13 protein-coding genes are annotated in these 12,458 nt (G+C 67.3%); 4 read left to right on the top strand and 9 right to left on the bottom strand.

Translation table 11 applies throughout. The features are described from left to right. Positions 1-4: 4 nt before the first annotated feature. Together sufB and GNX95_RS03545 are read right to left on the bottom strand one after the other, a co-directional pair. Positions 5-1,438, bottom strand: coding sequence for a Fe-S cluster assembly protein SufB (gene sufB / locus GNX95_RS03550; RefSeq protein WP_163505709.1), 1,434 nt, complete (start codon positions 1,436-1,438; stop codon positions 5-7). After that, positions 1,435-2,193 carry a helix-turn-helix transcriptional regulator gene (locus tag GNX95_RS03545; RefSeq protein ID WP_222853372.1) on the bottom strand — a complete coding sequence of 253 codons (759 nt, stop codon included), beginning with the start codon at positions 2,191-2,193 and terminating at the stop codon, positions 1,435-1,437. Before GNX95_RS03545 ends, sufB begins: the two co-directional genes overlap by 4 nt. Before the next feature lie 133 nt (positions 2,194-2,326). Between GNX95_RS03545 and GNX95_RS03540 the strand changes: the two genes are divergently transcribed. Then, the gene (locus GNX95_RS03540; RefSeq protein WP_163505708.1) at positions 2,327-3,253 is read left to right on the top strand and encodes an ABC transporter ATP-binding protein; all 927 of its coding nucleotides are present in this window, start codon (positions 2,327-2,329) and stop codon (positions 3,251-3,253) included. Next, complete coding sequence (locus GNX95_RS03535) at positions 3,250-4,002, top strand: ABC transporter permease (RefSeq protein WP_163505707.1); 753 nt, start codon at positions 3,250-3,252, stop codon at positions 4,000-4,002. The genes GNX95_RS03540 and GNX95_RS03535 overlap by 4 nt, the downstream gene beginning before the upstream one ends. A gap of 2 nt (positions 4,003-4,004) precedes the next feature. On the opposite strand, the gene GNX95_RS03530 is transcribed toward GNX95_RS03535, so the two are convergent. The 5 genes from GNX95_RS03530 to GNX95_RS03510 form a co-directional block, all read right to left on the bottom strand. Continuing rightward, positions 4,005-4,562: a PadR family transcriptional regulator gene (locus GNX95_RS03530; protein WP_163505706.1), complete on the bottom strand. Its 558-nt coding sequence runs from the start codon at positions 4,560-4,562 to the stop codon at positions 4,005-4,007. Position 4,563: 1 nt separating this feature from the next. After that, complete coding sequence (locus GNX95_RS03525) at positions 4,564-5,262, bottom strand: VOC family protein (protein ID WP_187369587.1); 699 nt, start codon at positions 5,260-5,262, stop codon at positions 4,564-4,566. A 67-nt stretch (positions 5,263-5,329) separates the two neighbouring features. Further along, positions 5,330-5,671, bottom strand: a complete 342-nt coding sequence (locus GNX95_RS03520; RefSeq protein WP_163505705.1) for a hypothetical protein — start codon at positions 5,669-5,671, stop codon at positions 5,330-5,332. 230 nt (positions 5,672-5,901) lie between these two features. Beyond that, positions 5,902-7,011 (bottom strand): serine hydrolase domain-containing protein, encoded by a 1,110-nt coding sequence (locus tag GNX95_RS03515; protein ID WP_222853371.1) that lies wholly within the window; start codon positions 7,009-7,011, stop codon positions 5,902-5,904. A gap of 654 nt (positions 7,012-7,665) precedes the next feature. Beyond that, the gene (locus GNX95_RS03510) at positions 7,666-8,403 is read right to left on the bottom strand and encodes a LolA-like protein (protein WP_163505704.1); all 738 of its coding nucleotides are present in this window, start codon (positions 8,401-8,403) and stop codon (positions 7,666-7,668) included. A 197-nt stretch (positions 8,404-8,600) separates the two neighbouring features. Here GNX95_RS03510 and GNX95_RS03505 point away from each other — a divergent pair, with 197 nt between their 5' ends. Beyond that, on the top strand, positions 8,601-10,199 hold the full coding sequence (locus tag GNX95_RS03505) for an N-acyl-D-amino-acid deacylase family protein (protein WP_163505703.1): 1,599 nt from the start codon (positions 8,601-8,603) through the stop codon (positions 10,197-10,199). Positions 10,200-10,274: 75 nt separating this feature from the next. Here the strand turns inward: GNX95_RS03505 and GNX95_RS03500 are convergent, their stop codons facing one another. Together GNX95_RS03500 and GNX95_RS03495 are read right to left on the bottom strand one after the other, a co-directional pair. Then, positions 10,275-10,604, bottom strand: a complete 330-nt coding sequence (locus GNX95_RS03500) for a hypothetical protein (protein WP_163505702.1) — start codon at positions 10,602-10,604, stop codon at positions 10,275-10,277. 192 nt (positions 10,605-10,796) lie between these two features. Next, positions 10,797-11,363 carry a TIGR03086 family metal-binding protein gene (locus tag GNX95_RS03495; RefSeq protein WP_163505701.1) on the bottom strand — a complete coding sequence of 189 codons (567 nt, stop codon included), beginning with the start codon at positions 11,361-11,363 and terminating at the stop codon, positions 10,797-10,799. Between the two features lie 84 nt (positions 11,364-11,447). Here GNX95_RS03495 and GNX95_RS03490 point away from each other — a divergent pair, with 84 nt between their 5' ends. Next, a complete protein-coding gene (locus GNX95_RS03490) occupies positions 11,448-12,458 on the top strand; it encodes a helix-turn-helix transcriptional regulator (RefSeq protein ID WP_163505700.1) in 1,011 nt (336 codons plus the stop codon).

Genomic DNA, 12,458 nt, shown 5'->3' with positions numbered 1-12,458 from the left:
GAGGTCAGCCGACCGCGCCTTCCATCTGCAGCTCGATCAGCCGGTTGAGCTCCAGCGCGTATTCCATCGGCAGCTCTCGCGCGATCGGCTCGACGAAGCCGCGGACGATCATCGCCATCGCCTCGTCCTCGGTGAGGCCGCGGGACATCAGGTAGAACAGCTGGTCCTCGCTGACCTTGGACACCGTGGCCTCGTGGCCCATCGCCACGTCGTCCTCGCGGATGTCGTTGTACGGATAGGTGTCCGAGCGGCTGATCGCGTCGACCAGCAGCGCGTCACACTTCACCGTGCTCCTGGAGTGCGACGAGCCCTCCAGCACCTGGATCAGGCCGCGGTAGGACGTACGACCGCCGCCGCGCGCCACCGACTTCGACACGATCGTCGAGGAGGTGTGCGGCGCCGCGTGCACCATCTTGGCGCCGGCGTCCTGGTGCTGGCCCTCGCCGGCGAACGCCACCGACAGCACCTCGCCCTTGGCGTGCTCACCGGTCATGTAGACCGACGGGTATTTCATCGTCACCTTGGAGCCGATGTTGCCGTCGATCCACTCCATGGTCGCGCCTTCGTGCGCGACGGCGCGCTTGGTGACCAGGTTGTAGACGTTGTTGGACCAGTTCTGGATCGTCGTGTAGCGGCAGCGCGCGTTTTTCTTCACGACGATCTCGACGACCGCCGAGTGCAGCGAGTCGGACTTGTAGATCGGCGCGGTGCAGCCCTCGACGTAGTGGACGTACGCGTCCTCGTCCACGATGATCAGCGTCCGCTCGAACTGGCCCATGTTCTCGGTGTTGATGCGGAAGTACGCCTGCAGCGGGATGTCGACGTGCACGCCCTTGGGCACGTAGATGAACGAGCCGCCGGACCAGACCGCGGTGTTCAGCGCGGAGAACTTGTTGTCACCGCTGGGGATCACCGAGCCGAAGTACTCCTCGAAGAGCTCCGGGTGCTCCCGCAGGCCGGTGTCGGTGTCCAGGAAGATGACGCCCATCGCCTCAAGGTCCTCGCGGATCTTGTGGTAGACGACCTCGGACTCGTACTGCGCCGCGACACCGGCGACCAGCCGCTGCTTCTCCGCCTCCGGGATGCCGAGCTTGTCGTAGGTGTTCTTGATGTCGTCGGGCAGCTCGTCCCAGCTGGCGGCCTGCTTCTCGGTCGAGCGTACGAAGTACTTGATGTTGTCGAAGTCGATGTCGCCGAGGTCGGCACCCCAGTGCGGCATCGGCTTGCGCTCGAACAGCTTCAGCGCCTTGAGCCGGCGCTTGAGCATCCACTCCGGCTCGTTTTTCTTCGCCGAGATGTCCCGTACGACGTCCTCGTTGAGACCGCGACGCGCCGACGCGCCGGCGGTGTCGGAGTCGGCCCAGCCGTAGCCATAGCGGGACAGCGCCTCGATGTGCTCGTCCTGGCTGATCGGCCGAACCTCAGGTGCGGTGGTCATGCGGGTGTCCTCCCGGAACGGGTCCTTATTGCCTGGACGGGGATGTGCGTGGTGCACACCCCGTCACCATGTGCGATTGTGGCGAGCCGCTGGACGTGGCTGCCGACCAGCCGGCTGATCGCCGCGGTCTCCGCCTCGCACAGCTGCGGGAACTCGGCGGCGACGTGCGCGACCGGACAGTGGTGCTGGCAGATCATCCCGCCGGACGCGATCATCGACGCGGTGGCAGCGTAGCCCTCCGCGGTCAACGCGCTGGCCAGCGCCTCCGCCCTGGCCGCCGGGTCGTCGCCGGCCGCCTCAACGACCTCGCGACAGCGCCGCTCCAGCCCGGCGACCCGCTCGGCGGCCAGCTTCTCGACCGCCTCGGAGCCGGCGTACGCGGCGAGGTGCCGCAGCGCGACCGCGGCGAGGTCGTCGTACGCGTGCGGGAACGGCGCGCGACCACTGTCGGTGAGCTCGAACAGCTGCGCCGGACGGCCACGGCCACGCGGACCGACCGCCGGCCTCTGCGAGCGGCGGATGCGGTCCTCGGCCAGCAGGCCGTCCAGGTGCCGGCGGATCGCCGCCGGCACGACGCCGAGCTGCTGCGCCAGCTGAGCGGCGGTCTGCGGACCGTGCTCCAGCAGCAGCTGCACCACGCGGTCGCGCGTACGCTGCTCGGCCATCCCCCCGGCGACCAGCTCGTCCAGCGCCTTATTCTGAACAGCGCCATCAGGCACGCTGCCGCGCACCGACTGATCGCTGTCGTTTTTCACAACGTCTATGTTACGTAAATCGCTGGATATGAGCCAACCCTAAGAGACCCAGGCGGAACGGTGGCACTGATCACTCTTCTCCGGACCCGCACCACCCCGCGTGGCGATCTTCTACGAAGCGTAGAGTAGCGCCGTGCGAGCCGACGAACCCGCGGTGGTGCTGCGGGACCTGGAGGTGCGCTACGGATCGGTGACCGCGGTCGACGGCCTGTCGGTGACCGTCCGGCGCGGCACCGTACACGCCTTGCTCGGACCCAACGGAGCAGGCAAAACGTCCACTGTCGAGGTGTGCGAAGGCTATCGGCGGCCGACCGCCGGCTCGGCGCGCGTGCTCGGTCTCGACCCGGTCGACGACCACGACGCGCTGATGCCGCGGATCGGCGTGATGCTGCAGGCCGGCGGCGTCTATCCGGGCGCGCGTGCCGCCGAGATGTTGGCGCTGGTCGCCGCGTACGCGGCCAACCCGCTGGACACCGCGATGCTGACCGAGCGGCTGGGCCTGGCCAAGGTCGCCCGTACGCCGTACCGGCGGCTGTCCGGCGGCGAGAAGCAGCGGCTCAGCCTGGCGATGGCGCTGGTCGGCCGGCCCGAGCTGGTGTTCCTGGACGAGCCGACCGCCGGCATGGACCCGCAGTCGCGGCACGCCACCTGGGACCTGGTCGACGAGCTGCGCAGGGCCGGCGTCGCCGTCGTACTCACCACGCACCTGATGGACGAGGCCGAGCGGCTGGCCGACCAGGTGACGATCATCGACCACGGCAAGGTGCTCGCGGACGGTACGCCGCACCAGCTGACCAGCGACGGGTGCGAGCGACTGTCCTTCACGGCTCGGGCCAACCTGCCGCTCAACTCGCTGCAGGCGGCCCTGCCGGAAGGCCTCGCGGCCGCTGAGCCACGGCCAGGTGAGTACGTCGTGTCCGGTGACCTCACACCGCAGGTGCTGGCCACCGTCACGGCATGGGGCGCCGGCCACGACGCCATGCTCGGCGAGCTGCGTACCGCGCGGCGGACGCTGGAAGACGTGTTTCTCGAGCTGACCGGACGGGACCTGCGCGCATGACCTCTTTCGCTCCGGCTCCAGCGCGCGCTCCGATGGCGCGGATTCTGCTTGCGCAGTCGCTGATGGAGCTCCGGCTGACGTTGCGCCGCGGTGAGTCGCTGCTGCTGACGCTGGTCATCCCGGTGCTGGTGTTGCTCGGCGTGGGGCTGACCTCGGTCGTACGACTGCCGGTTGGCGATCGTCTCGGTTTCGTCGTGCCTGGCGTGATGGCGCTCGCTGTGATGTCGACGGCATTCACGGGTCAGGCGATCGCGACCGGTTTCGAGCGGTCGTACGGTGTGCTGAAACGGCTTGGCGCCTCGGCGTTGCCGCGATGGGCTTTGATGGTCGCGAAAACCACCGCCGTGGTCGCGGTGATCGCGATCCAGGTCGTCGTACTCGCCATCGTGGGGCTCGTCGCCGGCTGGCACCCATCGATCGCCGGCATTCCGGCGGCTTTCGCGTTGGCGATCCTTGGTACGGCGGCGTTTTCCGGTCTCGGGTTGTGGATGGCCGGCACACTGCGCGCCGAAGCCACGCTCGCCGGCGCGAATCTGTTGTATTTGCTGATGCTCGCGGTCGGCGGCGTCGTGACCGCCGTACCGTCCTTCGGCAGCGTGTTTTTTGGCCTTTTACCGTTGGACGCGTTGAGCACCGGCATGCGGGCCGCGTTGACCGGCGGGTCCGTACCTCCGCTCTCGTGGCTGGTGCTGGCCGCGTGGACCGTGTTGTCGATCGCCTCCGCCGCTCGATTTTTCCGCTGGGAATAAGGTCAGTCGGACATCTCGAAGGCGCCTTTTTCGAGGCGGTCGATGAGGCGGTTGGTCCAGGCAAGGCGGCTGTCCGCGGTGTGCAGCCACAAATCGATGACCGCGCCGACCGGACCCCAGCTGTCAAGGTCGGTGTCCGCCGGGACGTGCGCGGTGATGCTGTCGCGCCATTTCCGCATCTCGCCCGCACGTTTTTCAAGCAACGCAACAGCTTCGGCGCGCGGCAGGTCGTCGATCAGGCCGACCGCCGCGGCCAACAGGTCCAGTCGCGGGTCGCGGCTGGACAAGGCATCGCGGAGAAGCCGGAAATAGAGCCGGTCACCATCGTCGGTGACCGCGTACTCGATCCGCGGCGGCCCGCCAGCCTCGCTGGCGCTCGTCTCGTCGGCCTGCAGCAGGCCCTGCTCGGTCATGGATTTCAGTGCGTGATAAACGGATCCCGAGGTCGCGGTGGACCATTCGTGCGCACCCCACTCCTCCAGGTCGGTGCGTACGAGATAGCCGTGTGCTCTCCCCCGCCGACGGATCGCACCGAGCACGAGCAAACGTACAGCTGACACGTCAGTCTCGCAGGATCTCGGCCAGGTCGCTCAGGCCGTCCAGTGACTCGCGCTCGTCTTCGGTAAGCGGGATTTTGCCGACCCGGTCGAGAAATTCACGCGCTGCGGTGCGGTCATCGAGTCGTACGGCCAACTCCGCGCGGTAGATCAGGGCTTCCGCGAGATCGGCGTTTCGAGCCGTATCAGCGTCTCGGCTCAGCGCGTTGTCCAGGATCCGTGCGGCCTGGTCGGCTTTTCCGAGCGAGTCTCCCATGACGACGGCACTTCGTATCGACCGCGCCAGCGCCTCGGCCGGCACCTCGGGGCTCGGTTTCGCCGCCATGAACCGGATCCAGTTTCCGCCAGGGTCGACGACGGTGAAACCCGCGTGGTTGTTGGCGTTCTTCCGCTTGCGCGGCCTGGTTATCCGCGGAATGCCGGAGACGAGCAGCTTTCCATGGACTTTTCGCATGCCGGCGGCGAAAGCCTCGAACACCTCGCTGGTGTCGGCCACCAGGACGACGCAGCTGCCGTAGGAGTCCTCCGGCTTGAACCCGTCCATGCCGAAGAACTGCAGATCCACATCCTCGAGCCGCATCCCAATACACGGGTAGGGCCGGTCCTGGCGGTAGGTGCGCGTGAATCCCAGCATTTCGTAGAAGGGCTCCACATCGTCGATCGACCGGCACGGCAGCAGCGGCACGGTCTTCTCGCCAGCCATGATCCTCCAGTGGCCAAATTTGGTTAGTGGGTCCAGGCTAGCCACACCGCCCGCGCCCAGCAAGCCTTTACTCGGACTTCAGGGTCAGGATTGCCGTACCGCCGGTGATTCCTTCGACCGTCACGAGTTGCTTGATATACATGCCGGTGATGTCGGCCGGCTCATGTGTGCACGACGTGATTGCCAGTCCGCTGGCGTTGTTGCCGTAGAAGGCGGTCGTACAACCCTTCTTGATGGTGGCGTAGATGCTCGGGCCGGCGGGGAGGGTCATGCGTACGTCCACGCTTGCGGCGTTGATTTTCCGTACGGTGAAGGGACCGGCGTCGGTCGGCCAGTCCGACAATGTGATCGTGACCGGCTTGGACACGGCGATCTGGCAGTCGCCACCGAAGCAGGCCTTGTAGTTCATACCGTCCTTGGCCCCTGACTGGACCGGGCTCGGGCTGCTGGTTGGACTCTTTGCGACAGCGTGCGGCGGGCTAGAAGGAGTCGTACGACCGGCCTGCGCGCCGCAGGCAGCCGTTATGAGCGCACATGCGGCGATGGCCACGCGACGGAATGTCGGAGTCGTCATGTTCGTCATGATGCTCCAGCCCCACGGGGACCAGTCCCAGCCGCCGACGGGCGAGAACTGTTCGATCAGTGCTTGATAGCGGTCAAGATGGCTTCCTCCAAGACTGCCGCGGGAGTCGTCGACTGGCTGGGGTCGTCGTAGTTGCCGGCGGTCATCGCGATGACGAGGCCGAGGTCATGGAGGATGAAGAGGCGTTGGCCGCCGTTGCCCATCGCGGCCGCCCACCGGACAGGGTTTGTCGTGGTGCCGTTTGCGCGAAAGGTTCCCAGATACCAGTGGTAACCGTAGCCGTTGCCGCCTGGGACCCGCACTCGCGGGCGGAGCGCGGCCTGCAGCCACGGGGCGGGAACGATGTGGCGACCTGCCCACTTTCCGTTACCGAGGACCAGTTGGCCGAGCTGGGCGAGGCTGCGGACGGTCAATCGCAGGCCAGACGCCGGCGACGCCACGCCATCCGTGCCGGTGATCCATTCGAAGGTGGAGATGTCCAAGGGTTCAAACAGCATTTGACGGGCGTACTGTGGCAGCGGTTGACCGGTGCCTTTGACGATGAGTCGACCGAGGAGGGTTGAGGCGCCTCCGCTGTAGATCCAGCGTTCTCCTGGTATACCGATGACCGGTCGATCGAGGGCGAAGCGGTGGCGGTCTGGTGCGTGCTCCATCGCATTCTCGCTGTTGGTCGTGCCGGTGTAGGGAAGGTCTTCGTTCCACTCCAAGCCCATGGTCATCGTCAACACGTGCTCGATGGTGAGACGGGTGCGCGCGGGATCGTCGGCCAGGTCGGGAAATTCGGGGAACTGCCGAAGCAGCGACTCCTTGGGGGTCGGCACCTGGCCATGGGCCAACGCGATCCCATAGAGCAGCCCGACAATGCTCTTGGTTACCGACCGGAGGTCATGCAATACGTCTGGGCCGTGGGACACCCGACCTAGCGGGTCACTCCACCGGAAATCCTCACCAGCGCTGTAGCGCTCAACGATCAGCTGGTCATGTCTCATGATCACCAGCCCGTGCAGCCCTTCGGTGCGACCAGCGCCGGCCAGTCGATCAAGGCGCTCGGCCAGTTCGAGGCCGAGATCCGTCTCTGCGTGGCCACTGGACGTCCAGTCAGTTGAACCGCCTTGCGCGTGTTGCCGAGTTGCGGCTTCCTCGCAGTTCTGGTGTTGGGTTGCCACGTGTCTCCTCGCGAAATTCAAAGCGCCGGCCACAATTGAGGCCGGCTGCGGATCGCCACCCTTATCTCAACCTACGGCCTCGCGACACGCATATCTGGAGCGAACATCGGCCGAAGCCGGACTGCGGAGACAAGGGTGTCTCCAGCCCCTCACCCAGCGCCGCCTGGCTCGTTTGTCGGGTGCTGCTGCGGTGGTGCGGACAGCTCGCTGTTCTGGATGACCCGCAGGTGGCCGCCGCGGTGGCGGCCAAGCTAGTGACGGCGGCCGGGCGGTGACCGCTCAGATGTTGGATGAGTCCCCAGGGATCCTGCGCGCGGGCCGCTTCGTCATGATGCCCCAGCCCCACGGGGACCAGTCCCAGCCGCCGACGCAGACGACGCGCTCGGCTGGCAACTCTTGTTGACCATGGGATTGTCACGCACTTTGATCCAGACGTACGCGAAAACCCCATGATCAACAACAAACGTCGGACACGCTGGCCGTTGATCCACTGGTACGTGTCGCCGCCGATGACGATCATGTGCATCTTTCACCGGTACGTTCTGGGCGCCGGCCGTGACCTTGCCGGTCATCGTCACGTCCAGCGCGGCCGGCTGGAACCACATCGAGCCGTCGCCGTTGACATCCCCGTTTTTCCTTTCCCCATTGGAAAAGCTAGACGTGCTTCGGTGCGACGACGTGGACCGGCGTCCCGTAGTCGTACATCGCGACGGTCATGTCGGCGTTGGCCGTGCCGTCGTCGATCTTCATCGGCCCCGCCATCTTCATCTGTACGATGCGCGCGCTGTCGTCCAGCCAGACCTTGATCTTCACGTCCTTGAGGTCCTTGGCGTCCGGCGAGTTCGGGTCCAGGGCGATGTCATAGCCGGTCGCCGGCTGGCCGTGGATGGTCGTCCTCCCCAGCGACTTGGCGTCCTTGGAATACTGCAGGAAGGCCACCGCGCTGTCCTTGTTTCCCTCGGCGGCGATGTTCGCCAGACCGGCCAGGCCCGGCTCGTTCGACTTCTTCCACGCCTCGTTGTTCTGCTTCTCGTACGTCGTCGAGCCGATCGTGATGTCGTGGATCTTGAGCGGGACTCTCTGGCCCTGCGCCCTGACCGTCCCGGTCATCTTCAGGTCGGTGGCCGGTGGCCTGAACTGGGTCACGCCGGTGCCGGTCAGCGTGAACGCGACGTTGTCGGACATCGACATCTTCAGCGACACCTCAAGCTTACAGCTGTTTCCCTGCTTGCTCCTGGTCAGCGCGGCCTTGATCTGGTCCAGCGGGCTGAGCGGGGCAGCGCTCGTGGCGTTTGCCTTTGCGGTCGTCGGCGGCTTCGATCCCCCGCCGCAGGCACTCGCGCCGAGCCCCAGTCCCAGGACGAGCGCGACCGCCATCACCTTGCGATACATCCCCGTGTTTCCTTCCCCGTGCGGCCTCCACCGTTGGAGGCCAGGAGAAAGTAGCGTCAAGTCCGCCCCATCGGTACGCCAGTTCCGGAAAATCAGCCGTTCGGCGGACGGTCTGGCGACCGGCGTTCCACGTCCGGCCAGGCCACGGGTAAAAGGATGATGGGAGGATTGCGTGCAGGCGGGCGAAAGGGGTGCGAATGGGTGACGCGGGACGGCGGGTGCTGGCCGGAGCGCAGCTGGCCGACGGTACGGGTGCGCCGTTGCGGCCGGTCGACGTGCTGGTCGACGGCGACCGCATCGAGGCGATCGAGCCGCGCGGAGGGTTTCGCGGCCACAAGGACGTCACTGTGCATGACCTGACCGGCCTCGTGCTGGCCCCCGGCTTCGTCGACGTACATTCGCACGCCGACAACGCACCGCTGCTCGCCGACGACGACACCACGAAGATCCTGCAGGGTGTGACGACCGAGGTGGTCGGCAACTGCGGCTTCAGCCTGGCGCCGCGACTGTCCGCGTACGGCGAGGTGTTCGCCGCCTTCACCGGCCGGATCTTTCCGCCGCTGGACTGGACGTGGTCGAGCGTCGCAGAGCTGTACGCGACGACCGACCGGGCCGGATACGTGACCAACTACTGCCCGCTGGTCGGCCACGGCACGCTGCGGATCGCGGCGATGGGCATGGCCAACGCACCGGCCGACGATGACGCCGTCACCCTGATGCGCAAGGAGCTGGAGAAGGCGCTGGAGGCCGGCGCGTTCGGCCTGTCCAGCGGCCTGATCTATCCACCAGCGCTGTACTCCGACACGCGCGAGCTGGTCCGGCTCGCCGAGGTCCTCGGCGGCGACGGCCTGTACGCGACGCACATGCGCAACGAAGGTGCCGAGCTGCTCGACTCGATCGCCGAGGCGTTGGCGATCGGCGTGGCCGCCGGCCGTACGCACATCTCGCACCTCAAGTCGGCCGGCCGGCCCAACTGGGGCCAGATGCCCAACGCGCTCGCCGCCATCCGGCAGGCACGCGAGGCCGAGTGGCCGGTCACGCAGGACATCTATCCGTACGACGCGTCCTCGACGATGCTCACCGCGGTGCTGCCGCCGGACTACCTGGCCGACGGCGAGGCGGCGATCCTCAAGCGGCTGACCGACCCACCTGGCGGACGCGCCGAGCTGGCGCGGCGGCTGGAGACCGGCGCGCCCGGCTGGGAGAGTCACGTGCACGGCATCGGCTGGGACGGCATCCTGGTCGCCACCACCGCGAGCCACGCGTACGAGGGCCAGACCCTCGCCGAGATCGCCGCCGAGCGGCAGGTCGAGCCGGTCGACGCGCTGATCGAGGTGCTGGTCAACGAGGAGCTGCGCGCCTCGATGGTGCTGTTCAGCATGTCCGAAGGCGACGTGGAGATGGCGTTGTCCGACGACTACACGATGATCGGCAGCGACGGCCTGCCGCCTGGCGTCGGCGGCAAACCGCATCCCCGGCTGTACGGCACGTTTCCGCGGGTGCTCGGCCGCTATCGCCGCGACCTGGCTCTGCTGAGCCTGCCCGAGACCGTACGACGGATGACCTCACTGCCGGCCGAGACGTTCCGCATCCCGGACCGTGGTGTGGTCGCCGTGGGGAAGGTGGCCGATCTGGTGGCCTTCGACGCCGACACCGTCGCCGACATCTGCGACTACCGGGACCCGGTGCACCAGCCGGTGGGAATTCCGTGGGTCATGCAGGCCGGGACGCCGGTGGTCGTGGACGGCCGATACGTCGGTCCGCGCGGCGGCCGTCGGCTGACGCCCGCCGGATGACAAACGGCCCCCGCCATGGACTGGCGGGGGCCGTCATTGGCCTGGCGTGCGCGCCGCACGTGCTCTGTCGGATGACTACTTCGGCAGTGGCAGTGCTGGGAGTGGCACCGGAAGGACGCTGCCGAGCAGTCCTGTCACGGTTTTCAGCAGGCTGGTCAGCAGACCCATCACGGTGCCGACCAGGTCGCCGAGGTTGGGCAGACCTCCTGGCACCGGCAGCGGCGGAAGGCCCGGCACGGGCGGGTTGTCGGCGTGGACGGCCGGTGCGGCCGCCTGCTGGACGTGGACGACAGCATGGCTGCTGGCGACCGTGGCTGCGGTGGCAGGCGCCGTGGTGGCACCGATGAGCAACACCGACAGCGCGAGAGCTACGACGATCGCTGTGCGTGCACGCAATCTACGCATGGGACGGGTCCTTTCAGTGAGTCCTCAAGCAGGACAGGACCCGTGAAAATTAACAATACGGACATTGAGTGTCAAACGATGCCAGACGTCACATCTGCCTCAATAAGCGTACGTAATCCCTAGCGTTTGGTCACGACCATATAACGATTTGCCCGATTTGCGTGTCGGTGTACCGCACCATGTTGTGTCCAACTATGGTTGGCGACCCAAATAGCCCGCGAGCTGCGCGTACGCGCCGGCGTCGGCCGGCACCTCCACCACCGGACCAAACGGGATCCGGCCGCCACGCGGCTCCGCCGGCACGGCCCGTCGCGCGATCGGCAGGACCGTCTCGGCAAGCTCGTCGTCCAACAGGTCCAGCCGGCCGAGCGCCTTCGCCAGGTCCCAGGAGTGCATGACGATCTCCTGGGTGTACGCGGACAGCGCGATGCGGCCCGGAAACTCGCCGAACGGCAGCACCAGCACCTTGTCCAGCACGGCGTCGTCCGACCACGTTGCCTCCATTTCCGCGCGCGCCTTGGCGAACGCGGCCGGAAAGCCGTCCGGCACATCGGTGGTGATCTGCGGGATGTCGAACGGACGCCCGCCGCCACCGACGTGCTCGATGCGCCGCACCACCGAGACCAGGTGGCCGCACAGCGCGCGTACGTCGAAGTCGTCGCACGGTGTCGGCAGACCCATCGACGCGTCGCCGGCCGCGGCGATCACCCGCCCCGCCTGGTCGAGAGCCTTGCCGAACAGCGGCCTCGGTTCGTTCATGTCATCTGCTCCTCAGTCGTCACTGACACGTACGGGAGCATCGTGGCAGGGATAATGTGACATCCGGCGTCATATATTGGAGCGATGCGATCCGACCGGCTGCTGGCCATCCTGATGCTGCTGCAGAGCCGCGGTCGGCTGTCCGCCGGCGAGCTGGCCGAGCGGCTCGAGGTCTCGCGGCGCACCATCTATCGCGACATAGAGGCGCTGTCGGCGGCAGGTGTGCCGGTCTACGCGGAGCGCGGCCGCAACGGCGGCTGCGCGCTGGTGCCCGGCTATCGCACCGACATGACCGGCCTGAGCACGGACGAGGCGCGAGCGCTGTTCGTCTTCGCCGGCCGGGGCGACGCTTCGACTCCTGGCCTGGAGCCGGCGTTACGTTCGGCGCTGCGCAAGCTGATGGCAGCGCTCCCGGCCGGCCAGCAGCCGGACGTCGACCACGCCATGCGGCGCGTGGTGGTGGACAGCCGGCGCTGGGGTGGCCGCGACCAGGAGGACCATCCGGCGTTGCCGGTGATCGAGGACGCCGTGTGGCGCGACCGGCGGGTCCGCATCCGCTATCGGCACGGCCGCGACGGGCGGCCGGCGACGTACACCCTCGATCCATACGGACTCGTGCACAAGGCCAACGTCTGGTATCTCATCGCCGCGCACCGCGGCGAGCCGCGGATGTTCCGCGTCTCGCGCGTCCTCGACGCCACCGTCCTGGACGAGACCGCCGACCGGCCGGCGGACCTCGACCTCGAAGACCTGTGGCAGCAGCTGCGCAGCCGCTTCGAGTCGCGCGGCGAAGGCCTGGACGCGCGGTTGCTCGTACGCGCGGAGAGCCGCGACCGGATCCTCGGCATCGCGCGCGGCCAGATGGTGGACGAGCCGCGGTGCGAGCCGGCCGACGCCGACGGCTGGTGCGCGGTGTCGGCCCGGTTTCGCGGCATACTGCCGGCGCGCGGCGTGTTGCTCGGCATGGGCGCCGAGGTCGTTGTCGTGTCACCACCGGAACTGCGAAAGGAAATGCTGACTGCCGCCGAGGCGGTGCTGGCCGCCTATCGCGACCGTGCCGAAAGGGCTACCGAAGGCGACGACAATCCCGTCTAA

It is taken from the genome of Fodinicola acaciae (assembly GCF_010993745.1).
GTDB classification, from domain to species: Bacteria; Actinomycetota; Actinomycetes; order Mycobacteriales; family HKI-0501; genus Fodinicola; species Fodinicola acaciae.
Note: the sequence above shows the minus strand (reverse complement) of the source record. Positions and strands in the feature narration are given on the sequence as shown.